The sequence below is a fragment of the Kurthia huakuii LAM0618 genome (assembly GCF_000505545.1).
Classification (GTDB): Bacteria; Bacillota; Bacilli; order Bacillales_A; family Planococcaceae; genus Kurthia; species Kurthia huakuii.
In genome coordinates, this window is the sequence record NZ_AYTB01000016.1 from 274,859 (window position 1) to 300,579 (window position 25,721).

27 protein-coding genes are annotated in these 25,721 nt (G+C 41.6%); 4 read left to right on the forward strand and 23 right to left on the reverse strand.

The genetic code is table 11. From position 1 onward, the window contains the following. Positions 1-6: 6 nt before the first annotated feature. A complete protein-coding gene (gene yycF, locus V514_RS0114900; protein ID WP_029500686.1) occupies positions 7-717 on the reverse strand; it encodes a response regulator YycF in 711 nt (236 codons plus the stop codon). Positions 718-1,014: 297 nt separating this feature from the next. Here yycF and V514_RS0114905 point away from each other — a divergent pair, with 297 nt between their 5' ends. After that, positions 1,015-1,839, forward strand: a complete 825-nt coding sequence (locus tag V514_RS0114905) for a YitT family protein (protein WP_407636657.1) — start codon at positions 1,015-1,017, stop codon at positions 1,837-1,839. A 125-nt stretch (positions 1,840-1,964) separates the two neighbouring features. On the opposite strand, the gene V514_RS20870 is transcribed toward V514_RS0114905, so the two are convergent. From V514_RS20870 to rpsF, 10 genes are all read right to left on the reverse strand, one after another. Further along, entirely contained in the window at positions 1,965-2,183 is a 219-nt protein-coding gene (locus V514_RS20870; protein ID WP_327059471.1) for a GNAT family N-acetyltransferase, read from the reverse strand. A gap of 11 nt (positions 2,184-2,194) precedes the next feature. Further along, on the reverse strand, positions 2,195-2,428 hold the full coding sequence (locus tag V514_RS20875; RefSeq protein WP_327059472.1) for a hypothetical protein: 234 nt from the start codon (positions 2,426-2,428) through the stop codon (positions 2,195-2,197). A 186-nt stretch (positions 2,429-2,614) separates the two neighbouring features. After that, on the reverse strand, positions 2,615-3,904 hold the full coding sequence (locus V514_RS0114915; protein WP_029500688.1) for an adenylosuccinate synthase: 1,290 nt from the start codon (positions 3,902-3,904) through the stop codon (positions 2,615-2,617). Positions 3,905-4,052: 148 nt separating this feature from the next. Then, complete coding sequence (dnaB, locus tag V514_RS0114920) at positions 4,053-5,405, reverse strand: replicative DNA helicase (RefSeq protein WP_029500689.1); 1,353 nt, start codon at positions 5,403-5,405, stop codon at positions 4,053-4,055. 15 nt (positions 5,406-5,420) lie between these two features. Beyond that, positions 5,421-5,870 carry a 50S ribosomal protein L9 gene (rplI, locus tag V514_RS0114925; RefSeq protein ID WP_029500690.1) on the reverse strand — a complete coding sequence of 150 codons (450 nt, stop codon included), beginning with the start codon at positions 5,868-5,870 and terminating at the stop codon, positions 5,421-5,423. Beyond that, entirely contained in the window at positions 5,870-7,843 is a 1,974-nt protein-coding gene (locus V514_RS0114930; RefSeq protein WP_029500691.1) for a DHH family phosphoesterase, read from the reverse strand. Before V514_RS0114930 ends, rplI begins: the two co-directional genes overlap by 1 nt. A gap of 11 nt (positions 7,844-7,854) precedes the next feature. Next, a complete protein-coding gene (locus tag V514_RS0114935; RefSeq protein ID WP_029500692.1) occupies positions 7,855-8,808 on the reverse strand; it encodes a YybS family protein in 954 nt (317 codons plus the stop codon). A gap of 189 nt (positions 8,809-8,997) precedes the next feature. Next, positions 8,998-9,234 carry a 30S ribosomal protein S18 gene (rpsR, locus tag V514_RS0114940; RefSeq protein ID WP_029500693.1) on the reverse strand — a complete coding sequence of 79 codons (237 nt, stop codon included), beginning with the start codon at positions 9,232-9,234 and terminating at the stop codon, positions 8,998-9,000. A gap of 24 nt (positions 9,235-9,258) precedes the next feature. Beyond that, positions 9,259-9,837 carry a single-stranded DNA-binding protein gene (locus V514_RS0114945; RefSeq protein WP_029500694.1) on the reverse strand — a complete coding sequence of 193 codons (579 nt, stop codon included), beginning with the start codon at positions 9,835-9,837 and terminating at the stop codon, positions 9,259-9,261. A gap of 37 nt (positions 9,838-9,874) precedes the next feature. Then, positions 9,875-10,165, reverse strand: coding sequence for a 30S ribosomal protein S6 (rpsF, locus tag V514_RS0114950; protein WP_029500695.1), 291 nt, complete (start codon positions 10,163-10,165; stop codon positions 9,875-9,877). Between the two features lie 174 nt (positions 10,166-10,339). Between rpsF and V514_RS0114955 the strand changes: the two genes are divergently transcribed. Continuing rightward, on the forward strand, positions 10,340-10,921 hold the full coding sequence (locus tag V514_RS0114955; RefSeq protein WP_029500696.1) for a DUF3267 domain-containing protein: 582 nt from the start codon (positions 10,340-10,342) through the stop codon (positions 10,919-10,921). A 19-nt stretch (positions 10,922-10,940) separates the two neighbouring features. Here the strand turns inward: V514_RS0114955 and ychF are convergent, their stop codons facing one another. The 12 genes from ychF to rpmH all read right to left on the reverse strand — a co-directional run bounded on the left by ychF (position 10,941) and on the right by rpmH (position 22,472). After that, positions 10,941-12,041: a redox-regulated ATPase YchF gene (gene ychF / locus V514_RS0114960; RefSeq protein WP_029500697.1), complete on the reverse strand. Its 1,101-nt coding sequence runs from the start codon at positions 12,039-12,041 to the stop codon at positions 10,941-10,943. Between the two features lie 76 nt (positions 12,042-12,117). Further along, entirely contained in the window at positions 12,118-12,318 is a 201-nt protein-coding gene (locus V514_RS0114965; protein WP_029500698.1) for a DUF951 domain-containing protein, read from the reverse strand. After that, positions 12,318-13,199 (reverse strand): mechanosensitive ion channel family protein, encoded by an 882-nt coding sequence (locus tag V514_RS0114970; RefSeq protein WP_235073446.1) that lies wholly within the window; start codon positions 13,197-13,199, stop codon positions 12,318-12,320. Before V514_RS0114970 ends, V514_RS0114965 begins: the two co-directional genes overlap by 1 nt. Positions 13,200-13,343: 144 nt before the next feature. Then, complete coding sequence (locus V514_RS0114975) at positions 13,344-14,066, reverse strand: DUF554 domain-containing protein (RefSeq protein ID WP_029500700.1); 723 nt, start codon at positions 14,064-14,066, stop codon at positions 13,344-13,346. After that, positions 14,063-14,887 (reverse strand): ParB/RepB/Spo0J family partition protein, encoded by an 825-nt coding sequence (locus V514_RS0114980; RefSeq protein ID WP_029500701.1) that lies wholly within the window; start codon positions 14,885-14,887, stop codon positions 14,063-14,065. Before V514_RS0114980 ends, V514_RS0114975 begins: the two co-directional genes overlap by 4 nt. A gap of 740 nt (positions 14,888-15,627) precedes the next feature. After that, positions 15,628-16,470, reverse strand: coding sequence for a nucleoid occlusion protein (gene noc / locus V514_RS0114985; protein ID WP_029500702.1), 843 nt, complete (start codon positions 16,468-16,470; stop codon positions 15,628-15,630). 165 nt (positions 16,471-16,635) lie between these two features. Then, the gene (rsmG, locus tag V514_RS0114990; RefSeq protein ID WP_029500703.1) at positions 16,636-17,352 is read right to left on the reverse strand and encodes a 16S rRNA (guanine(527)-N(7))-methyltransferase RsmG; all 717 of its coding nucleotides are present in this window, start codon (positions 17,350-17,352) and stop codon (positions 16,636-16,638) included. Between the two features lie 55 nt (positions 17,353-17,407). Continuing rightward, positions 17,408-19,288, reverse strand: a complete 1,881-nt coding sequence (mnmG, locus tag V514_RS0114995; RefSeq protein WP_029500704.1) for a tRNA uridine-5-carboxymethylaminomethyl(34) synthesis enzyme MnmG — start codon at positions 19,286-19,288, stop codon at positions 17,408-17,410. A gap of 33 nt (positions 19,289-19,321) precedes the next feature. After that, positions 19,322-20,707: a tRNA uridine-5-carboxymethylaminomethyl(34) synthesis GTPase MnmE gene (gene mnmE, locus V514_RS0115000; RefSeq protein WP_029500705.1), complete on the reverse strand. Its 1,386-nt coding sequence runs from the start codon at positions 20,705-20,707 to the stop codon at positions 19,322-19,324. Between the two features lie 181 nt (positions 20,708-20,888). Continuing rightward, positions 20,889-21,719: an RNA-binding cell elongation regulator Jag/EloR gene (gene jag, locus V514_RS0115005; RefSeq protein ID WP_029500706.1), complete on the reverse strand. Its 831-nt coding sequence runs from the start codon at positions 21,717-21,719 to the stop codon at positions 20,889-20,891. 69 nt (positions 21,720-21,788) lie between these two features. Next, on the reverse strand, positions 21,789-22,169 hold the full coding sequence (rnpA, locus tag V514_RS0115010; RefSeq protein ID WP_029500707.1) for a ribonuclease P protein component: 381 nt from the start codon (positions 22,167-22,169) through the stop codon (positions 21,789-21,791). 168 nt (positions 22,170-22,337) lie between these two features. Beyond that, complete coding sequence (rpmH, locus tag V514_RS0115015; RefSeq protein WP_035944928.1) at positions 22,338-22,472, reverse strand: 50S ribosomal protein L34; 135 nt, start codon at positions 22,470-22,472, stop codon at positions 22,338-22,340. A gap of 557 nt (positions 22,473-23,029) precedes the next feature. Here rpmH and dnaA point away from each other — a divergent pair. Then, positions 23,030-24,388 (forward strand): chromosomal replication initiator protein DnaA, encoded by a 1,359-nt coding sequence (gene dnaA / locus V514_RS0115020; RefSeq protein WP_029500709.1) that lies wholly within the window; start codon positions 23,030-23,032, stop codon positions 24,386-24,388. Between the two features lie 178 nt (positions 24,389-24,566). Beyond that, entirely contained in the window at positions 24,567-25,703 is a 1,137-nt protein-coding gene (gene dnaN / locus V514_RS0115025; protein ID WP_029500710.1) for a DNA polymerase III subunit beta, read from the forward strand. Positions 25,704-25,721 lie beyond the last annotated feature (18 nt).

Genomic DNA, 25,721 nt, shown 5'->3' on the forward strand with positions numbered 1-25,721 from the left:
TGGCTCCTACTCCTGTTCAGGGTTTCTTAAATAGTAACCGACACCGCGACGTGTCACGATCCACGCTGGGTGACTTGGGTTATCCTCGATTTTCTCACGCAGGCGACGAATGGTTACGTCTACTGTACGCACATCACCAAAGTAATCATAACCCCATACTGTTTGCAGCAAGTGCTCACGCGTCATCACTTGGCCAATATGGCGTGCTAAGTAATGTAGTAATTCAAATTCGCGATGTGTTAATTCGATCGTTTCGTCACGTTTTAATACTAAATAAGCATCCGGTTGAATCGTTAATGAACCAACAACGATATCATTGCTTTCTTCGACTTCTTCTTCCGGTTGTGCAACGGCTTGGTGACGGCGCATATTCGCTTTAACACGCGCGATTAATTCACGTGTACTGAACGGTTTTGTGACATAGTCATCGGCACCTAACTCAAGGCCTAATACTTTATCGATTTCAGAGTCTTTTGCCGTTAGCATGATGATTGGAATATCGTATTTTTTACGCACTTCACGACATACTTCCATGCCATCGCGCTTTGGTAACATAATATCAAGCAACATTAAATCCGGCTGAACTTCTTCCACTTTCGCTAAAGCTTCCTCGCCATCATAAGCGCAAACTACTTTATAGCCCTCTTTAATTAAGTTAAATTGTAAAATATCTGCAATCGGTTTTTCATCGTCTACAACTAAAATTGTTTTTTCCAAACTGTTTCTTCCTCTCAAAATATAATCTATATCAATACGTTTTTGACGTTATTTATAAGGAATGTCTAAAGATTCCCATTCCCCTATTTTAACGTATCATAAAAGAACTAGCTAGTTTACTGATTTTACACAGTTGTAACGAACTTGAAAAATATGCGTCCTTTTAAAGACAAACATTACAGTTTTCCGTTAAAATAAAGAACAGTTGTTTATTTTTTTATTAGGAGGAAGCATATGGAAAATTCGCTTAAAACTGCGCAGCCTCTCTCAAAACCTTTGCCAAAGTCTCGGGTCTTCATGCGTATCATCATGGTCATTATCGGCTCCATTATTATGGCGATTGGCCTTGAACAATTTCTCGTACCAAACAAAATCTTAGATGGTGGTATCGTCGGCATTTCGATTATTTCCTCACATCTATTTGGCATTCCCCTGGGCATCTTTATTTTTATTTTAAACATTCCCTTTTTCTTTATTGGTTACAAACAAATCGGTAAAACATTTGCGCTTTCAACGGCGCTTGGCATTACGGTGCTGTCGATTGCGACTATTTTTTTACATCCTATCGCTGCATTTACCGATGACCTGCTCCTTAGTACGGTTTTTGGCGGCGTCATCCTCGGTACAGGTGTCGGCATCGTCATCCGCTATGGCGGCTCACTCGACGGTACAGAGATTATGGCGATTTTATTTAACCGAAAGTTGCCGTTTTCAGTCGGTGAAATCATTATGTTTTTCAATATTATTATTTTTACGGTTGCTGGCTTCGTCTTTAATTGGGAGCAGACGATGTATTCGCTACTCGCTTACTTTATCGCCTACAAAACAATCGACATTGTCATTGAAGGGCTTGAAGAATCAAAAGTGATTTACATTATTAGTGAAGAGCATGAAGAAATCGGTGCTGCCATTATGAATCGTCTTGGTCGTGGCGTGACGTACTTACATGGCTCTGGTGGTTATACCGGGGATGCTAAAAATGTCATCTTTACGGTTGTCACACGTTTAGAGGAGTCAAAGCTTATCACAATTGTTGAAGAGAAAGACCCGACCGCATTCCTCGCAATCGGTAATATCGCCGAAGTACGCGGTGGCCGTTTTAAAAAGAAAAATATCCATTAATCAATACTTGAAAGAGGCTGAGACAAAACATTTCATGTTCCTTTTTTAGCGTTCGCAACGAAAAACCGGAACCGTGCCACAGCGCGATTCCGGTTTTTCTTATGCTCATATAAGATGAGGTTTTTTCACGTATGTCCCAGCCTCTTTTTTAACATGTGAAAATTAATTAATTCGATGCCGCGGCGCACAACGACTTGCTGACGTACAACTTCATAGCCATGATGCTCGAAAAATGGTTTTGCGGTGATGCTCGCATATGTTGTAATGTCTTGTGCGCCTGTTGCTTGCTCTATACGCTTTAACAGGGCAGTCGCAATGCCGCGGCGCTGATAATCTTTATGCACGTAAAGGCGGTCTAAATAGCCATCTGCTGCAACATCACTAAAGCCAACAATGCGGTCGCAACAAACGTGTCATGCTGCATGAGTGAGTGCTGCCACTGCGCAAGTTGTTTAGCGTCTAATGACGGTGCCCATACATCAAGCTGCGCCGGCGTATAATGTGCAGCATTCACGTGATGAACAGTGTCGTAAAATAAGGCCAAAATCGCGGCGGTATCGTTCTCTGTAAAACGGCGAATCGTGAGCATCTGCATTCCCTCCAAAAAATAAAAAGACACCCACCTTTGCCGAGTGGATGTCTTTTCTGCAATTATTTTGTACGTTATTGAAACGCTTCACTATCTAAAAAGATAGGGAGCAATAGTACCGTATTTCATTTCTTACTTATACTTCGATAATAGAGGAAATTTTAAACAATTGCAATATTTAAATGTCTAGTTATCCCAAACGTCTACTAATACATTTGTTTGGTCACGGTCTGGACCTACAGAGAATGTCGCAATGCTAATACCCGTTAATTCGCTTACGCGTTTCACGTAGTTTTGTGCGTTTTCTGGAAGGTCTTCTAAACGACGGATGCCTGTAATATCTTCTTCCCAACCAGGAAGCTCTTCGTAGATTGGTTTACAATCTTCGATGATGTGGTTGTTTGCTGGATATTCCGTAATGCGTTCGCCATTGTAATCATATGCTACACAGATTTTTACTGTATCTAAACCTGTTAATACGTCAATTGAGTTAAGCGCTAAATCTGTAATACCAGATACGCGGCGAGAGTGACGTACAACTACTGAGTCAAACCAACCTACACGGCGTGGACGACCTGTAGTAGTACCGTATTCACGACCTACTTCACGGATTTGGTGACCTACTTCATCAAATAATTCGGTAGGGAATGGACCGTCACCTACACGAGAAGTGTAAGCTTTTGAAACGCCGATTACGCGCGTTACAGCAGATGGGCCAATACCAACACCAGTTGTAACACCACCCGCTACTGGGTTAGAAGATGTTACGTATGGATACGTACCGTGGTCAACGTCTAATAATACGCCTTGTGCGCCTTCAAATAATACTTTACCTTCTGAATCGATTACGTCGTTTAATACTTTAGAAGTATCTGTTACGTATTGAGCGATTTCTTGGCCATATGCGTAGAATTGTTCGAACATATCGTCGAAGTTTAATGGTTCTACTTCATAGAATTTTGTGAATAAACGGTTTTTCATTTCTAAGTTAGAGCGAAGTTTTTGTTCAAATACTTCTTTATCTAAAAGATCTGCTACACGGATACCCATACGTTGTACTTTGTCTGTGTAACATGGTCCGATACCTTTACAAGTCGTACCAATTTTAGCGTCGCCGCGTGATTCTTCATCCACTTTATCTTGGTAAACGTGGTAAGGAAGGATTACGTGAGCACGGTTAGAGATACGTAAGTTAGAAGTATCGATACCGCGGTCTTGAAGACCTTTCAATTCTTTAACTAAAGATTGTGGGTTGATAACCATACCATTACCCATTACTGAAGTTTTGTCGCTGTAGAAAATACCTGATGGGATCAAGTGTAATTTATACGTTTCGCCTTCGAATTGAATTGTATGTCCAGCGTTGTCGCCACCTGAGTAACGTGCAATCGCGTCTGCTTGTTTAGATAGGAAGTCAGTAATTTTACCTTTACCTTCGTCTCCCCATTGTGTTCCTACTACTACAACTGATGTCATTTAATCAGCACCTCCGTCAGGCAATTTATGTATGCCCTGATTCAAACAGACCTATTGTACCAACCATAGATCTAATAGTCAACCAAAAGCATAAAAAAACACGAACATGATGTCATGGTCAGACATCATTGTTCGTGTTTCGTGACAATTAATAGCTTGAAGGTGGCATTTGTTGTGACCAATCCACGCTAACAAACTTATTGTATTCTTTTTTGAAGGCTAATTTCACCGTATCAGTCGGACCGTTACGTTGTTTTGCTACAATAATTTCAATCGTATTGGCGTCTTCCGTTTCTTTATCGTAATAATCTTCACGATATAAGAATGCGACGATATCGGCATCTTGCTCAATCGAACCAGATTCACGTAAATCACTCATCATCGGACGTTTATCTTGGCGTTGTTCAACACCACGAGATAGTTGCGATAACGCGATTACAGGTACTTCTAGTTCACGCGCAAGACCTTTTAACGAACGCGAAATATCCGATACTTCTTGTTGACGGTTTTGGCCCGCTTTCCCTGGGCCTTGAATTAATTGAAGATAATCAATCAAAATCATACCAAGGCCATGCTCTTGTTTCAGGCGACGACATTTTGCTCGTATATCATTTATACGAATGCCCGCCGCATCATCGATGTAAATACCGGCGCGCGATAGTGCCCCCATCGCTAGCGTCAATTTACCCCAATCCTCGGTCGTCAATGCGCCTGTACGTAGCACTTGCGCGTCAATATTCCCTTCCGCACAAAGCATACGCATGACAAGTTGTTCAGCGCCCATCTCTAGCGAGAAAATCGCGACATTTTCATCGGTTTTCGTACCGACCGCCTGCGCCACATTTAGCGCAAACGCCGTTTTACCTACCGACGGACGTGCCGCAACGATGATTAAATCACCGCGCTGAAATCCGGCCGTTAATTTATCTAAATCTCGGAAGCCTGTTGGAATCCCAGTGATATCGCCTTGGCGGTTTTGGAGCTGCTCGACATGGTCATACGTTTCAACGAGCACACCTTTAATGTGCTTGAAGTCACTTGAGTTTTTACGACTCGCCACTTCCATGATTTGCTTCTCCGCTTCGCCTAAAAGCTCAGCGACTTCATCTTCGCGCGTATAGCCATCTTCAACGATTTTCGTAGCAGTACGGATTAAGCGGCGTAGCACCGATTTTTCAGCGACAATGCTAGCATAAAATGCCACGTTTGCCGCAGTTGGTACAGCGCTTGCTACTTCCGTAATGTACGTGATACCACCGACATCATCGAGCAAATTTTTGTTTGATAGCTCTTCCGCTATCGTCACGATATCAATTGCTGTACGTTGGTCGTTCAATGTGAGCATCGTTTCAAAGATGAGCTTATGTGCAGCATTATAGAAATCCTCTGGCACCAATACCTCCGATGCAGTCACAAGTGCTTGTGGCTCTAAGAAAATAGCACCGATAACAGATTGCTCAGCCTCTTGGTTGTGAGGCATGACGCGGTCCATTTCGTTCATACGCGTCTCCCTTTCTTACGCTTCTTCTGCAACATGTACTTTCAGAACCGCCATTACTTCATGGTGTAATTTTACGTTGACGTTTGTTACACCTAATGTACGGATTGCCTCTTTTAAATCCATTTTACGTTTGTCGATTTTGATGCCATGATCTTTTTGCAGTTGTTCAGCAATTTGTTTTGATGTAATTGAACCGAATAAGCGACCATCTTTACCTAACTTCGCCGTTAGCTCAACCGTTAATTTTTCTAATGTTGCTTTTAATTGTTTTGCATCTTCAAGCTCTTGCGCTGCATTTTCTTCAGCACGTTTATTGTTTGCGCGTAATTTAGCCATTTCAGCAGCAGTTGCTTCCACCGCTTTCTTTTGTTTAAGTAAAACGTTACGTGCGTATCCATCCGATACTTCTTTCACTTCACCTTTTTTACCTTTACCTTTTACGTCTTCTAAGAAAATAACTTTCATTATTCCGAGCTCCCCTCTATTACATGATCGATTGCGACTTTTAAACGTTCCATTGTTTCGTCAATGGTATCCGCCTCAAGCTGACACGCCGCGTTCGTCAAATGGCCGCCCCCGCCCAGCTCTTCCATCACGAGCTGAACGTTGATGTCTCCTAGTGAACGCGCCGACACCCCGATGCGACCATCTGCGCGATGAGCCACAACGAATGATGCGGAAATCCCTTGCATCGACAATAAAATATCGGCTGTTTGTGCAATCAATACTGAATTATATACTTTTGTTCCTTCCCCACGAGCAATCGCAATCGTCTTATGATAAATCTCTGACGTTTCGACGATTTTAGAGCGCATAATATACGTGTCGATGTCTTCCTTCAACAAGTTTTGTACGAGCACCGTATCGGCCCCGTTAATGCGCAAGTAAGACGCCGCCTCAAATGTCCGCGCCCCCGTACGAAGCGTAAAGCTTTTCGTATCGACGATGATTCCTGCAAGGAGGGATGTTGCTTCCAACATAGTTAGTTTATCATTTTTTGGCTGATATTCGAGTAATTCGGTTACAAGTTCTGCTGTTGATGAAGCATATGGCTCCATATAAACGAGCATTGGACTCGTCACAAATTCCTCACCGCGACGGTGGTGGTCAATAACGACAACCTTATCAGTAAGCTCTAATAAGCGCTCATCAATCGTCATCGACGGCTTATGCGTATCAACGATAACAAGTAGGGATTTCTCGGTCATACGCTCTCTCGCCTGCTCTGGCGTCAAGAATTTATCGAATAAATCCGACTTGTCTTTAATGACGCGCATAAGTCGCGTGATGCTATTATCGATATTATCAAAATCAATGACGACATAGCCATTAATATTGTTCATATCGGCCATCTTGCGCACGCCGATTGACGCACCAATCGCATCCATATCCGGCATCTTATGCCCCATGACAAACACTTGATCACTATCTTGAATTAAATCACGTAGCGCATGTGAAATGACGCGAGCACGCACGCGCGTACGCTTTTCGACAGGGTTTGTTTTCCCACCATAAAACTTCACCTTACCATCTGGTTGTTTAATCGCCACCTGGTCCCCACCGCGGCCAAGTACTAAATCTAAACTCGACTGCGCGAGTTCACCAAGCTCGGTTAACGACGGCGAGCCTGCGCCAATCCCGATACTGAGCGTTAGCGGCAAACTTTGTTGCGCCGTTTCCTCGCGAATATCATCCAAAATAGCAAATTTCTTTTTCTCGAGCTTTTGCAAAATCGACTCATTCATAATCGCAATAAAGCGGTCGGTCGACACACGTTTAATGAAAATATCGTGTGCATTTCCCCAGCGATTGACGAGCGATGTCACGAGCGCATTCGTTTGACTCTTATGTTGATCGTCCATATTTTCAGTAATATCATCGTAGTTGTCGATAAATAAAATGCCAATAACAGTACGGTCATCATAATACAATTCTTCAATTTCTACTTGTTCGGTAATATCAAAGAAATATAAGAGTTTTTCGTTGCGCTTATAAAGCGTTTGGTACTGACGGTCCTTAATCGTAACCGTCGTTTCGTTCAAATCATCATGCTTTACAAGTGCCTGCAGTTCCTCGGAAATCTCGAATAAATCCGTTCCTACAAGCGTCTCTACTTGCATGACGCGTTTCATAAATGGGTTTGCCCATTCCACTTGCTGTATGTCATTGATTAACAACACACCAAGCGGCATTTCTAACAGTGCCTCTTCTCCAACTTCCTTTAGTCTGTAGGATAAAAGTTCGATATGCTTTTCTGTTTGCTCATACGCCTCGCGTTCAGCTTTGAACGCAATCGCTAGCACAATAATAATGACCACACCATAAATTGTCCCAATGATTGGCGACTTCATGACGATGGCGACAATACTAATGACAGCGAGCAATGACAAGATGATTAGCGGATATCGAACAGGCCTTTTTCTAAATAGAGTATCCAAAAAATCAACTCCTATTTCTTTGTCTTACCAGTAATAAATCCACGAACATTAAACCCTAAATCAATTAAGCCAATGAGTGATACAAACTGCAGCATCGGAATTGCAACAATCGTTGCGATGACTGCCACACCTTTTGGCATTCCTTTTTCATGGATGAAGAAGTGAATTAATGACAAGCCTTGTAACGCAAGTAATGTCGACAAGACGAGCGATAAGTTTAAGATTGCCACATAAAGATATGTACCCTCTTCTGGTCTTACAAACAGCGATAACGTTAACGTAATCAAGTAATACCATAGGATGGAACGTGGTAACTGCATATAACGAAACGGTTTAAATTTTGGCACCTCTACGTTTAAACGCTTTAGTAGTGGCAAGTTAATTGATAGCACGATAAAAGCAACGGTAATGACGCAAAATACGACGACTGAAGGCATCGTATACCCTACCGTTTTCTCCATCAAATCCATTCGGTTTTCAAACTGCGTCATCTGTTGGGCAGACAATTGCGCCTGCTCCATCATTTTTCGCGAAAGCTCCATTGATTGTGTAAATCCATCGAGCGCGATTTTTAATACATCGATGCCGAGCAGTTTAACAAATGCGCTATACACGATGGCAAACGTCACCAGTGATGCACCACTTGTTGCTATAAACATCACAACTTTGCTTTTTTTCAGGCGAATCATCGTCCCGATTACGAGGCCGATAATCGCAAAAATAAAGGCTGCTGGAAGTGAGGTTAGCCCACCACCAACGATAAACGACAACAAAATCGCAACGATTGTTGCAGCAATCGATGAGCCGGTATTATACTTTGCGCTATACCACGCAAGCGGTAATGGTAGTACCCAAATCGCAATGAGATAAAATAGCGGAATATAGGTTGAAGCCGCTAATAATACCGTAAAAATGGCTACCATCATCGCTCCATGTGTAAGGCGACGCGTACTATTTTCTGGCATGTTGTACCTTCCTTTTTTAAGAGAAACTTTTAATATTTCATCTTCTCATTGTACCATGTTTCATAGTACCTAACAAAAAATCGATAGGGGTAAATATGCGCTAAAAATGTGCTGTGCCTTACGTTTCGGCTAAAAAAAAGCAAAAGAAAAGAGACTAAGCAGATGCCTAGTCCCTCTAAGAACAAAGTCTTATTTTTCTTCGCCTACGAATGGAAGTAATGCCATTACGCGTGATGTTTTGATAGCTAGAGTTAATTTACGTTGGTATTTAGCGCTAGTACCCGTTACGCGACGTGGTAAGATTTTTCCTCGTTCAGAGATGAATTTTTTTAATAAATCAACATCTTTATAATCGATGTGTTTGATATTATTAGATGTGAAGTAACAAACTTTACGGCGTTTGCGGCCTCCTCGACGTGGTGCCATGTTCAATTTCCCTCCTTTTTAAAATTAGAATGGAAGATCGTCCTCAGAAACATCAACTTTCGAATTGTCAGTTGGTGTTGCAAAAGGATCTTCATTCATGTTTGTATAGTTTTGATTAGTTGGCTGATTCTGTTGATAAGATGGTTGTTGATAACCGCCTTGTTGAGAATTACCGAACTGGTTGCCGCCAAATTGGTTTTGGTTGCCGCCATTATAAGGCTGTTGTTGGTATCCACCTTGTTGTTGGAAACCGCCTTGACCTTGTTGATAATTGCTGTTAGCGTTTTTCGGTTCTAGGAACTGAACGTTATCAGCGATCACCTCTGTCGTGTAGACGCGTTTCCCGTCTTGGCCTTCATAGCTACCTGTTTGGATACGTCCTTGAACGCCCGCAAGGCTTCCTTTGTGCAAGAATTGTGCACAGTTTTCAGCTTGTTTGCGCCAAACAACGATTGAAATGAAATCCGCTTGCTTTTCACCATTTTGGCTAGAGAAAGGACGGTTTACAGCAAGTGTAAAACGCGCTACAGCAACACCAGATTGTGTCTGGCGAAGTTCAGGGTCTTTTGTTAAGCGACCGACTAATACGACATTGTTAATCATCAGAATACAACCTCCTTACTTTATATGTTATAACTGATTATTTTTCTTCTTCACGTACAGCGATGTGACGGATGATATCCTCGCTGATGTTAGCTAGACGAGTGTATTCGTTGATTGCTTCAGTTGGAGCATTAACTTTCATGATTTGGTAGAAACCTTCACGGAAGTCATTGATTTCGTAAGCAAGACGACGTTTGCCCCAATCCTTAGATTCAACTAGTTCAGCACCGTTAGAAGTTAAGATTTCGTTGAAACGTTCAACTAAAGCTTTTTTACCTTCTTCTTCGATGTTTGGACGAATGATGTACATTAATTCGTATTTGCGCATTTGTATTTGCACCTCCTTATGGTCTTTGGCCTACCTACCATAGATAGGCAAGGAGAGTTAGTATCGTGTACTACTCACATCTTTAAATATTACCATATTAGACTTTTGTTCGCAACGATTATTATTCGCTATTTTATGAACGATTTGCGATACTACAAGGCAGGAGGTGCGTTGATGCGAGAACTAGTGAAATTTGCCGTTATCGAGCTTGATATGCTCAAAGTCGGCAAGCAAAATCTATGGGCGACAGTCGGCGGCTCGATTTTTTTGTTAGGGCTGTACGCGCTCATATACGATATCTCATTCGACTTTTTTTCATGGACATTTTTCATGCAATTGATTCTCTTTTTCGTACTCTATATGGTGCTCATTGTACTGCACGAAGTTTGTCATCTTATTGGCTTTATATTGTTCGGTCGCGTACCACGTTCATCACTACGCTATGGCCTCAATTTAAAAATGGGTGTCGCCTACGCTACGACGACCGAGCTGTTACCAAACACCGTTATGCGCAAAGCTTTGCTGTTGCCATTTTGGGTGACCGGCGTCGTGCCTGTGCTACTCGGCTTCTTTTTTGAGAGCCCGATGCTTGTGTTACTTGGCGCTTGGCTCATTGCCGGGGCGGTTGGCGACTTTGCGATGTATGCCGGGTTACTAAAATACCCAAAAAACTGCCTCGTAAAAGATGACGAACAGTTTCCGCGACTCCATCTCTATACGATGCACCCAGTCGAAAAAAAAGAGGACCCTGCCTAATGCAGCGTCCTTTTTTTGATTATACGTTAAATAAGAATTCCATTACGTCGCCATCTTGTACAACGTATTCTTTCCCTTCAAGACGAAGGCGACCCGCTTCTTTTGCCGCAGGTTTTGAACCGTATTCTACTAAATCTTCGTACGATACTGTTTCTGCACGGATGAAGCCGCGTTCAAAATCAGAGTGGATAACGCCGGCACATTGCGGTGCTTTCATGCCTTTACGGAATGTCCACGCGCGCACTTCTTGTACACCAGCAGTGAAGTACGTAGCTAAGCCTAGTAAGCTGTATGCCGCTTTGATTAGTTTGTCTAAACCTGATTCTTCGATGCCAAGCTCTTCTAAGAACATTGCTTTTTCATCGTCATCTAATTGCGCGATTTCTTCTTCGATTTTCGCACAAACAACGATTACTTCAGCGCCTTCTTTTGCCGCATAGTCGCGTACTTGTTGCACGTATTCATTATTGTCAGCGTCCGCTACTTCATCTTCCGCAACGTTTGCTACGTATAGCGCTGGTTTTAATGTTAAAAGACTTAAACCTTTGATGATTTTTTTCTCTTCATCACTTAAATCAACTGAGCGCGCTGGCATTTCATTTGCGAATGCTTCTTTTACTTTTTCAAGTACAGCTGCTTCTTCCATTGATTCTTTATCTTTTTGTTTCGCTAATTTACTTACTTTTGCATAGCGTTTATCAACTGATTCTAAATCGGCAAGAATTAGCTCTAAGTTGATGACTTCGATGTCGCTAAGAGGGTCTACTTTCCCATCAACGTGTGTAATGTTTTCGTCTTCAAAGCAACGTACAACTTGTGTAATCGCATCTACTTCACGAATGTGTGATAAGAATTTATTGCCTAGACCTTCACCTTGGCTCGCACCTTTTACGATACCCGCGATATCTGTAAATTCAAATGAAGTTGGTACAGTTTTCTTTGGTTCTACTAATTCTGTTAATTTATCTAAACGAGCATCTGGTACTTCTACGATCCCTACGTTCGGGTCGATTGTTGCGAAGGGATAGTTCGCCGCAAGCGCACCTGCTTTTGTAATTGCGTTAAATAATGTCGATTTACCAACGTTAGGTAAACCTACGATACCGGCTGTTAAAGCCATGTTCATCCACAACCTTTCAAATTGTTCAATACGTGTTTAACCTGTTCATTATAATTTTTAAGCACGTAAAAGTCTATTATTGTTCTGGCGCCTCAATAAGCACCTTTTTTAATTTCTTTTCAAATTCACGACGAGTAATCAGCACACTATGCTGGCAACCCGTACATTTAATGCGGATGTCTGCACCTAAGCGAATGATTTTCCATGCATTTGTACCACATGGATGTTGCTTTTTCATTTCGACGACATCATTTAACTTATAAGTTTTAGCTTCCACTACTCTTCGCCCTCCTCTGAAATTGCTGTAGCCTCGCGTTCATATACCATCATTTTTGGATATGGAATTTCAATGCCATTATCATCGAATAATTTCTTCAAATCACGTCGAATCATCCGTGACACACCAAAGTGTTGCATCGGCAATGTTTCGACTGAAATGCGCAAAATCACTTCTGCCCCGACGACACTTTGCACACCTAATAGAGTCGGTTCGCCAACAATATTTTCATCCTTTTGAGGTATTGTGCGTAAATAATCTATGATTAGTTCCTCCGCTTTATTAATGTCTGAGCTATACGCTATGCTAACATCGATAATCGCAGTTGAATTATTAATCGAATAGTTGATGACTTCGGTAATCGAACCATTTGGCACGATATTAATTTCACCACCCGCTCCTTTAATTTTCGTCGTGCGCAGCCCAATTTCAAGTACGGTACCTTCAATATTCGTCAAACGAATGTAGTCACCAACGCCAAATTGGTCCTCGAAAATAATGAAAAAGCCGGTAATGACATCCTTTACTAAGCTTTGCGCACCAAAACCAATTGCTAAACCAACAACCCCAGCCCCCGCAATCAAGCCGGTCACATTAATACCGATGATTGATAAACAGGCGATACCTGCAATAAAGTATACGACGTAGCCAACTATGCTTTTTAATAGACGCAGTACAGTACGATAACGACGGTCTGCATTGTATGTCTTATAACCGCCCGTTTGCAATTTACTCGTCAAACTAACACGCATCGTAAACGTTTTTGTAATCGCAGCGCGCGCAATCCGGACGATAATCATAGCACCTAAAATGATGCAGACGATTTTCAGCGAGCCCATGCCAAGTGCCATCCACTTATCTTCGTTCATGATATCATTCATAAACTTATCGTAGGCATTTTGCAAAATACACCGTCTCCTCTTCTTCATATTGAAAACAGCCATCTACGATACGTAAATAGCTGTTTAGTCTACCTCTCATTATAGTAAAAATACGCCGCAATTTCGATTGATTTTATGCGGAATTTAGAGAACGTACATAATTGCGACAATAATCGCCACAACCGGAATCGCCGGCAACGTATTCGCTACGCGGATTTTCGTTAAGCCCAGCATATTCAAGCCGATTGCCGCAATCATAATGCCGCCAGTCGCCGTTAAATATTTTAAAAACAACTCCAGTGCCTCCTGCGGAACAAATGCGCTAATCAGGCCTGCAAAAAGCGCAATCAGGCCCTCATAAAGCACAGTTGGTACCGCCGCTAAAATGACACCCACACCCATCGTAGACGCCAATATCATCGCCGTAAAGCCGTCGATAATCCCCTTTGTAATTAATACCGAATGGTCGTTGCGTAACCCACCATCAAGCGCCCCGATAATACTCATTGAGCCAATAACAAAAATCAATGTGCCGGTCACAAAACCTTGTGCAAGACTCCCTTTATTGGCCTCTTTATTCGACAACTTACCACCATCGAGCTTACTTTCCATCCATTGTCCAAAACGATTGAGCATGCCGTCAATATCGATCAGCTCCCCGATAATCGTCCCGAATACAAGGCTAATCATAATCACAATAAAATTGTCACTTTGAATGCCCATCTGCACGCCTAATACGACAATCGCCAGCGCAATAACGAGCATAACCGTTTCTTTCACACGCTCTGGAATGTTTTGCAACAAACGACCGACAAAGCCCCCAACTAAAATGAGGGCACCATTAATTAATGAACCTAGTAAAATCACTCTCTATCCCCGCGTTCTTGTAATAAATTGATAATACGCTCCAAATCTTCATCTGAGAAAAAGTCGATTTCAATTTTCCCTTTGTTTTTCGATGACTTAATCGACACGCTCGTACCAAGATGGTCACGAAGCGCTGCTGCCGCTTCATCCAAATATAAATTTTTCACCGATTTCTTTTTCGTTACACGTGAAACATCTTTGTTCAGCGCATGCACATAGCTCTCGAGCTGGCGCACATTCATCTGCTGTTCGACCACTTTTTTTGCCGCAATCGGAATAATATTTTTTCGCTTAATACCAATCAATGCACGACCATGTCCCATCGATAATTCTCCACGGTCCACCATCTTCTGCACATCTTCTGGCAGCGTTAATAGGCGCACATGATTCGCAATATACGACCGACTCTTGCCAAGTCGCTCCGCAAGCATTTCCTGCGTCAAATTAAGCGCGTCCATCAGCTTGCGATAAGATTCGGCTTCTTCAATTGGCGTCAAATCTTCACGCTGTAAATTTTCGAGCGTTGCAAGCTCCATCATTTCACGATCATTATAATTACGCACAACCGCTGGGATTTCAGGAATCAATGCTTTCTTCGTTGCACGGAAGCGTCGTTCCCCTGCAACGATTTCATAAAAGTTGCCTGTTTTACGCAAAATAATAGGCTGTAAGATGCCATGCTCTTTAATCGACTGTGCTAATTCTTCGAGCGCCTCCTCGTTAAAAATGCGGCGTGGCTGAAATGGATTCGGTCGAATTTTTCGCACCGCAATATTTTCAACGATGTCACCATCTACCACATCAATAAACGTTTCTTCCACAACGATTCCCCCTTTAAATTATTTCTTTAAGTGTAACAGATATCCTAAAAATTCACGTTTGAGAATACAAAAAATATCACGAAATGGGCGTTCAGAAATCGCTCATGAGCCCAAGTAGCGTGTTTTGGATACAACATATTTTTGAATATGTGACACGTCTATGTGAATCAGCTTACAAAAATAGTAACAATATGTTCAACATGCGTGTTATCGTAAATTTTTAGTACATGAATGGCGATACTTACGATTCTTTTGTAACCGTACACGTTCAAAATGGGACAAAAAAAGCCCGTTAGAAACGAATTATGGAGCGTTTTGACGTTTTAATAGGGCATTTCCACACACGCGCTAGCTGAAAAACTTGGCAGCGTGTCGCATTTTGTACATTGTTGAATAAATGACAGCTACAAATGAAATGATGATTTTTTTGTGTTGAAAATGCCCTTTAGAGAAGCTCTAAGGGGCATTTTAGGGCTATTTTAGGCTAAAATGGGACAAAATCATTTCTTAAAAATAATAACGATACGCGATTTTTTAGCAAATAAAAATTTTCGTTGACAGCTTTATGCATGATGTTTATTAAAGCGCAATTTTTTCATGCGCGAATCGTCGTATTTTGTCACTTATTTTCAACTATGTCGTATCCAAAACACGCTACTTGGGCTCATGAGCGATTTCTGAGCGCTCTCACGCAAAAAAAAGACTGTGATAAACTACTCCTCAGTTTCACAGCCTTTTCGTTATTTGGATTTCTTTTTCGCGATGCGTACGGTCACTTGGAAGTAATCGTCATTCTCTTCCTCTTTCGTATCGATGGCAATCCCATTGTCATGAATGACCGATACCGATTCACGAATCGTGTTGAGTGCAATGCGCACGTCCTTATTAACGATGCGGCGCACGCGTTTTTTCTTCGGCTTTTTATCGGCCTGCGTCAGCTGTTCAATACGTTGCTCCAACTGGCGGACATTGTAGTCGCGTTCTAGCGTTTCATGGAAAAGTAGTAATCGCAGTTCTTCATTCTTCACTGGAATAAGCGCACGCGCATGACGCTCAGAAATTTGGCGATGTAAAATCGCTTCTTGAATTTCTTGCGGCAATTTTAACAGGCGCAATTTATTCGCAATCGTTGATTGACCTTTTCCTAATTTTTCTGCTAGCGCCCCTTGTGTTAATTTATGCATTTCAAGCAATGACTGATAGGCATGTGCCTCCTCAATCGCTGTCAGTTCCTCGCGTTGTAAGTTTTCAATCAACGCAATCGATGCCGTTTCATGCTCGCTCATTTCACGAATAATTGCGGGTGCTGCCGTCCAATTTAAAGATTGCATCGCACGATAACGACGCTCTCCTGCGATAATTTCAAAAATCCCATCCTCTACCTCACGTACGACAATCGGTTGAATCACGCCATGTGACTCGATTGTTTGAGCAAGTTCTGCTAGCTTGCCACTATCAAAGATTGTGCGCGGCTGATAGCGGTTTGGTTGAATTTTATCCATTGGAAGTTTTACTACTGTTTCATGATTTTTGGTCGCGGTCGGTTCGCTAGTACCAAAAAATCGTGAAAGAGCACTTCTCATTTACGAGCACCACCTTTTCGATATTTGCTACTTACTATTATAGTAAATTTCCTTCAAAAATACATGGCTAAGTACGGAAAAAAAGAAAGTCCTTCGAGCATCCATGCGTTTTTTTGCTTAGTGTACAAAAAAAGAATCGCACAATTGTACGATTCTTTTTTGGCATTATTGAATTGGTGATTTGTTTGGCATACCCGGTTTACGAGGGTATTTTTTCGGCGTTGCTTTCACTTTATCGAACGTGAAAATAACGCGATCACTTTCCTCAACTGGCAATAAGAAATGATGTTCTTCATCTAGTTTGACACCTAATGTAGCCAATGCTTTTTTCGCATCTTTTAGTTCATCCTCACCGCTTGCTGCTTTCATCGCAACAAACTGACCACCTTCTTTTACGAGTGGCACGCAAAGCTCTGATAGGACAGACATACGCGCAACGGCACGTGCTGTCACTAAATCAAATTGCTCGCGATATTGTGGATTGCGTCCGAAATCTTCGGCGCGCGAATGTACAAAATTCATATGAGATAAGCCTAGCTCTGTGCTTAAATGATTTAAAAATTGGATACGTTTATTTAATGAATCCACAATTGTAATCTGAAGATGTGGGAAGCAAATTTTAATTGGGATACTCGGAAATCCAGCACCGGCGCCAACGTCACAAAGCGTCGTCACTTTTGTGAAGTCCACATAAAATGCCGCACTGATTGAATCGTAGAAGTGTTTTAAATACACAGATTCTAAATCAGTGATTGCAGTTAAGTTCATTTTTTCGTTCCATTCAACTAATGTTTCGAAATATGTTTTGAACTGTGCTAGTTGTTCTGTGGATAACTCAATGCCTTTTTCTTTTAATGCGTCGAAAAATTGCTGTTCGTTCATTTTTTTCTCCTTTTATGCCCAACTTAATCCACAGCTTGTGGATTAAATTGGGTGATTAATGAATTTTCGCGATTTTACCTTGCTCGATATACACAAGTAAAATGGAAATATCGGCAGGGTTGACACCTGAAATACGAGATGCTTGTGCAACAGATAATGGGCGCACTTCTTTTAATTTTTCTTTTGCTTCTGAAGCAATACCGCTAATAGCATCGTAGTCAATGTCATCTGGAATACGTTTTGTTTCCATCTTTTTCATCTTCTCTACTTGTTGCATCGCTTTTTCGATATAGCCTTCATATTTCACTTGAATTTCAACTTGTTCTTTTACTTCTTCAGTAAGTTCCGGTGCATCGGTTACTGTTGCAACAAAGCGATAATCAAGCTCAGGGCGTTTTAATAAATCCGTTCCATGAATGCCATCTTTTAACGGGCTACTGCCTAGTGCTGTCAGTTGTTCATTGACAAGACGTGGCTTAATACCAAACTCACGTAAACGTTTTACTTCGGCGTCAACTTGTTGTTTTTTCGCTTCGAATGCTTCAAAGCGTTCTTGTGAGACAAGTCCTGCGTTATATCCTTTTTCCGTTAAACGCATATCGGCATTATCATGACGTAATAATAGGCGATATTCAGCACGTGACGTCAGCAGGCGATAAGGTTCATTTGTGCCTTTTGTCACAAGGTCATCGATTAATACACCGATGTACGCTTCCGAACGATCTAAAATAATTTCCTCTTTACCTAAGGCGCGCGCTGCAGCGTTAATCCCAGCCATCATCCCTTGACCAGCCGCTTCCTCATAGCCTGAAGTACCATTGATTTGTCCAGCTGTGTATAAGTTTTGAATGCGTTTTGTTTCAAGTGTCGGCCATAGTTGCGTCGGTACAATCGCATCGTACTCAATCGCGTAACCGGCACGCATCATTTCTGCTTTTTCTAAGCCCGGAATCGTTTCAAGCATTTTACGTTGAATATGTTCTGGTAAGCTCGTTGATAAGCCTTGCACGTAAACTTCCTCCGTGTTGCGACCTTCTGGCTCAAGGAATAATTGGTGGCGCGGCTTGTCCGCAAAGCGCACGATTTTCGTTTCAATTGATGGACAGTAACGCGGACCTGTACCAACGATGACCCCTGTGTACATTGGCGATTGCTCTAGGTTGTCGTTAATGATTTGGTGCGTTGCTTCACTTGTATACGTTAACCAGCATGGGATTTGATCCATAATAAACTCTGTTGTTTCAAAGCTGAATGCGCGTGGTTCCGGGTCCCCTGGTTGAATTTCTGTTTTTGAATAATCAATCGTTTTACTGTTGACGCGCGGTGGAGTACCTGTTTTAAAGCGCACTAAGTCAAAGCCTAATTTTTTTAAGTTGTCGGCTAATTTGATCGATGGCTGTTGGTTGTTTGGACCTGAAGAATATTTTAAGTCACCGATGATGATTTCACCGCGTAGGAATGTACCTGTCGTAATAATGACTGTAGCTGCGCGGTAAATGTCACCTGTTTGCGTAATGACGCCGTGGACTTTGTTGTCTTCAATGATTAATTCTTCGACCATTCCTTGGCGAATCAGTAAATCTTGTTGTTGTTCAAGAAGTTGCTTCATCGCGTGTTGGTATTGGAATTTATCTGCTTGCGCGCGCAGTGCACGTACAGCAGGGCCTTTACCGGTGTTTAACATACGCATTTGAATATGCGTTTTGTCGATAATTTTACCCATCGCACCGCCCATAGCATCGATTTCACGTACGACGATGCCTTTTGCCGGACCTCCAATTGATGGATTACATGGCATAAAGGCAATCATATCTAAGTTAATTGTTAACATTAATGTTTTTGCGCCCATACGTGCTGCAGCGTAGGCAGATTCTACACCTGCGTGGCCAGCACCGACGACGATAACATCAAACGTTCCTGCTTCATGAGTTTGCATGACTCATATACTTCCTCTCTATTTTCGAATTTCTTATTTACCTAAACAGAATTGAGAGAACAGCTGATTAATTAGCTCATCTTGTACTGTTTCTCCAATAATTTCACCGAGAATTTCCCAAGAGTGTGTTAAATCCATTTGAATCATATCCACAGGAACACCTGCTTCAGCAGCATTGATGGCATCACGAATGCGGTCCTTTGCTTGGTGAAGTAGGGCGATGTGGCGCGCATTTGACACATAAGTTGGGTCTTCCGCTTCCACTTGGCCAGTGAAGAATAGACGCGCGATGGCTTCTTCTAATTGCTCGATACCCTCGTCTTGTAAAATCGACGTCGTAATGACTTCATGACCAGCCGCAAGTTCTTTAATACGGTCTAAATCAATGTGCTGCTCAAGGTCTGTTTTGTTCACGACAACAATATAATTCATCTCTTGTACCGTTTCAAATAGGCGCTCATCTTCCGGCGATAACACTTCATTGTAATTGACAAGCAGTAGTGTTAAATCGGCATCGCGCAAAGCTTCACGCGAGCGTTCAACACCGATGCGCTCAACGATATCTTCCGTTTCACGAATCCCTGCCGTATCAACAAGACGAAGCGGCACGCCGCGCACATTGACGTATTCTTCAATAATATCACGAGTCGTCCCCGCAATATCTGTGACAATCGCTTTATTTTCTTGTACTAAGTTATTTAAAAGTGACGATTTACCGACGTTCGGGCGGCCTAAAATGACCGTTGATAAACCTTCACGTAAAATTTTACCTTGTGAAGATGTCTTTAAAAGTTTCGCAATTTCCGTTTCAACCCAACCGCAGTTCTCAAGCATTAGCGGAATCGTTACTTCTTCGACATCATCGTATTCTGGGTAGTCGATATTTACTTCTACTTGTGCTAAAACTTCTAAAATCTTTTGGCGGAGTGATTTCACTAAGCGTGATAATTTACCGTCCATTTGACCAAGTGCGACATTCATCGCGCGGTCTGTTTTGGCACGAATTAAATCCATGACAGCCTCCGCTTGAGAAAGGTCGATACGGCCATTTAAAAAGGCGCGCTTCGTAAATTCTCCCGGCTCTGCCATGCGCGCACCGTTGCGAAGGACTAACTGCAGCACGCGGTTCACTGTAACAAGACCGCCATGACAGTTAATTTCGACAACATCCTCACGCGTAAATGTTTTCGGACCTTTCATTAATGACAACATGACCTCTTCGACAATTTCTCCGGTGTCGACTTCTTTCAAGTGTCCGTAATGAATTGTATGCGATGGTTGGTCCACTAATTTTTTGCCACTTGGTGAATGAAAGATTTTGTCGGCAATTGCGACTGCCTCATCACCACTTAAGCGCACGATAGCAATCGCGCCTTCGCCCATAGGGGTAGAAATCGCAGCAATTGTATCAAACTCCATAAAAGATTCCCTCCTAAATAGTTATCCACATGTGAATAAGTAATTTCCTAACTGTTGATTTTAACATATTCTGTGCTCACGTTATAGCGAGCTGTTTGAAGGAAAAATTTTCCTGCAAACAATAATAAAAGCCCTTCTCAAAAAATATGAGAAGGACTCTTTCACAATCCTTATTTAAACGTTATAAAACTGGTTCGATCACTAAGTGACGGCGATTGTTTTCGCCTTCAGAAAATGTATCAACGTCCAAGCGTTTCGATAGCGCATGATGGACGACTTTTCGCTCCGCCGATGGCATCGGTTCAAGCACGACTGCCTTGCGCGTGCGCACTGCTTTGTCCGCCATATTGTTTGCGAAATCGACAAGCGATTCTTCGCGGCGTTCGCGATAATTTTCCACATCCAATTCTACCATAAGAAAATGATTTGTGTGTTTATAAATGAGTAATTGCGTTAATTGTTGTAAAGAATTTAATGTTTGTCCACGCTTGCCAATTAATAGAGCAGCTTTATCGCTTTTCAAATTAATGAGCAACAGTTTGCCTTTCTTTTCTTCCACATCCATCGTTAAATCATCGATACCCATACCAGATGCAATTGCGCGCAAATAGTCTTCTGCTGCTGCAATAGCATCAGAATTGTCGCGGCGTTTTTTCGCTGGTGCGACAATTTCTGGCTCTGGCTGTGAGTTATCCACCGAGTTATCCACTGGCTGTGGAAAACTTTCAGACTTTTCTGAAGTGTTATCCACATTATCCACACTATCTGTGGATATGTCGGGTGATTCATCCACACTATCCACAACATCCTGTGGTTTATCCACAATTGGGGTAGGGGACAGTTCTTTTTCAGTGACAAGTACGCGCGCTTTTTTCGCGCCAATTCCTAAAAAACCTTTTTTCGGTTGTTGCAGGATGGAGATATCCACTTGTGCATAACTTAAATTTAATTGTTTAAGCGCTAAGTCGATTGCTTCATCCACAGTCTTGCCGATTTGAGTTGCTTGTTTCATGTTAAAGCCCCCCTAAATTCCAGGTCATCATCCAGTTATCCACAAAGTTATGCACTTTGTGGGAAAATCTTAATTTATTTTAGCATGGTTTGCGTGCTTCGCTCTACCCGATCTTTTTAAAACTTTCGCAACTTTCAATACATGTTCGAGACTTTTTTTCGTGTCAAAAAAGTCCATAGTGGCCGCCGGTTTTCTGGCGATAATGACATAATCCATTGGCTGAACCAGTTCTTGGTCCAGCTCATGGAACGCTTGACGAATATGGCGTTTGATTTGGTTACGCGTTACGGCATTGCCTAGCTTTTTGTTCACTGACAGCCCGATGCGAAATTCTGTTTGCTGCGGTTTTTCCAAACAGTAAACAACAAATTGACGGTTTGCGAACGATTTCCCTTTTTTAAACACTTTTTGGAAATCGACGTTTTTCTTCACTCTGCGTTCTTTTTTCATTCCTTGCACCTGCTTTATCCTCTATTAGTATATAGAAGAAATTTGTCCTAATAGTACGGAAAGACGTTCCCATTCAGACCATTGGGAACGCCTTTCATCTTCTTCCTCTTTTTCACTTGTTCGATCAAGCTCTTTAAAGAAAAAAGACCACTGAATTGGTCAGTGGACTTATGCTGATAAAACTTTACGGCCTTTACGACGGCGAGCTGCTAATACGCGGCGACCGTTTTTAGTAGCCATACGCGCGCGGAATCCGTGCACTTTGCTATGTTTACGTGTTTTTGGTTGGTATGTGCGTTTCATTATATACACCTCCTACTACATGAAAGTCTATTAAAAAAATATTCATTACAGACAGTCCTTGCTATTATAGTGGTTTGACCTATCTATTGTCAAGTTTGTTTCGAAAAATCTTTCGAAAAATAGGGGTGTTCAAAGCATTATTTTCTGTGGTAAAGTTAGTCACATTCCGCTCTGTTTATCCACAGAGATTGTGGATAACTCTGTGGATAAATATTTTCCGAAAAAAAGTTATGCACAGCACTTATCCACAGGTTATCCACAAATCCACAGGGTGTGGATAACTACCCTGTGGATAAATATACATTCTGTGGATAAGTGCCTTGAACTATTGATTTAATCATGATTTATTGATATGCTATCTGTGTATAACCCTGTGGATAACTTTTTACATACAAAAGTTATCCACATTATCCACAGGCTGTGGATAACTTTCATCCACAGGCTGTGGATAATTTTTTTTATGGCTGTGGATATTGTGGATAACTATCATACCAACATACTTCTATTGACTTGAATTTTCTCAAGCAATATTTTTTTTGAGAAAGGGAGACACCAGCTTGGATCATTTAGATGAACTATGGGAAAAGGTTTTATCTGAAGCGAAAGAAAAAATCTCCAAACCGAGCTTTGAAACTTGGCTTAAATCCACAAAATTACTTGCTTATACAGGCGATGCTGTCACTGTAGTAGCCCCTAACTCATTCGGACGTGAATGGTTAGAGAATCACTATGTGACGCTCATTTCATCTATATTAGAGGAACTAACAGGCGAATCATTACAAATTCGTTTTATCGTGCAGCAAGATGCGGATTTTGAAGATTTTGAATCGAAACCAATTAAACCAAAACCTAAAGAGAAAAAAGAGGAACAAGAACCGATATTCGACCAAGCAACGATGTTAAATACGAAAAATACGTTTGATACATTCGTTATTGGTTCAGGGAATCGCTTCGCACACGCTGCATCGCTCGCTGTAGCAGAAGCACCCGCAAAGGCCTACAATCCACTATTCATTTACGGCGGCGTTGGACTTGGAAAAACGCATTTAATGCATGCAATCGGGCATTATGTGCTAGAACATAATCCAAGTGCAAAGGTCGTTTATTTATCTTCTGAAAAATTCACGAATGAGTTTATTAACTCGATTCGCGATAATAAAACGGAGGAATTCCGCAACAAATACCGCAAAGTAGACGTGCTGTTAATTGACGATATTCAATTTTTAGCAGGTAAAGAGTCTACACAGGAAGAGTTTTTCCATACATTTAATACCTTGCACGAAGAATCGAAACAAATTGTCATTTCGAGTGATCGACAACCAAAGGAAATTCCAACATTAGAAGATCGCCTGCGCTCGCGCTTTGAATGGGGCTTGATTACTGATATCGCGCCACCTGACTTGGAGACGCGTATTGCGATTTTGCGTAAAAAAGCGATTGCCGATAAACTCACAGTGCCAAACGAGGTCATGTTGTATATTGCGAATCAAATCGATTCGAATATCCGTGAATTAGAGGGCGCTTTAACGCGTGTTGTGGCGTATTCTTCATTAGTAGGGGAGACGATTACGCCTGACTTGGCGGCCCGTGCGCTAAAAAGCATTATTCAAGAGGGCGCACCTAGCTCGCTAAACATTGGCGATATTAAACGCTCAGTTGCTGAGCATTATCATATTGAAATCGAGGAATTTGCATCGAAGAAACGTACAAAAACGATTGCATTCCCTCGCCAAGTTGCAATGTATTTATCGCGTGAATTGACCGATAATTCATTGCCGAAAATCGGTGATGAATTTGGCGGACGAGATCATACGACGGTGATACACGCACATGAAAAAATTGGTTCGTTATTAAAAGAAGATATCCTTTTACAAGAGGATGTTAAACAGATTAAGATTACGTTAGGCCAATCATAAGCTATTATTAACCTGTGGATAAGTCCCGAAGTTATCCACAGAGTTATCCACAGCTTATCCACAGGTGGAATGTTGATGTACCAGTACTTGAAGGCACTTATCCACAGTATCCACAGGCCCTACTATTATTTCTATTTAAATAATAAATATATATATAATATAAGAGAGGTATTATTTCATGAAATTTGATATCCAACGTGACCATTTATTGAATGGTGTAAATGACGTTTTAAAAGCGATAAGTTCAAAAACAACGATTCCCATTTTGACAGGGATTAAATTAGATGCTTCAAAAGATGGACTTGTTTTAACAGGTAGTGATGCCGACATTACAATCCAAGCATTTATTCCAACTGAAAAAGATGGTGAAGAATTAATCAACGTAACAGAATCGGGTTCTATTGTGTTACAAGCGCGTATGTTTAATGAAATCGTGCGTAAGTTACCGACAAATGACGTTGAAATTGAAGTAGTAGATAGCTATGAAACACGCATTCGTTCAGGGAAGTCGGATTTCCACTTAATCGGCTTAGATGCTTCTGAATATCCAATGGCTCCAGATGTAACGAATGATAGCCAATTTACGTTAGCAGCGGATTTATTAAAACAAATTATTCGCGAAACGGTATTTGCGGTATCAGCAAGCGAATCACGTCCGGTATTAACAGGTGTGAACTGGCAAGTGAAAGATGAAGGCTTAGTTTGCGTTGCAACAGATAGCCACCGTCTTGCTCGCCGTAAAGTAGCGCTTGATAATTTACCAACAAATATGACAAGTGTTGCGATTCCTGGTAAAAGCTTAAATGAATTAAGCAAAGTATTACCGGACGATCAAACGTCTGTAGATATTTATTTAAATGCGCAACAAGTCGTATTTAAAACAAATGACGTCGTATTCTATTCTCGTCTACTAGAAGGCAACTACCCGGATACATCACGTTTAATTCCAGAAGAATACCAAACAACGATTAAATTAAACGGCAAAGAATTGCTACAAGCAATCGACCGCGCTTCACTTTTAGCACGCGGCGACCGTAACAATGTCGTGCGCCTATCAATTGTTGATAACGAAACAATCGAAATTTCTTCAAATTCACCTGAAGTTGGTAAAGTAGAAGAACAAATTCCTGTTGCGTCATTTACAGGCGACGATTTACGCATTTCATTTAGCGCGAAATTTATGATGGATGCTTTAAAAGCGATTGATGGCCAAGAAGTAGTTATTCAATTTACCGGTGCAATGCGCCCATTCATCTTGCGTTCTGTGCATGACGATGCGATTTTACAATTAATCTTACCAGTCCGTACTTATTAACAACGTTATCCACATCAT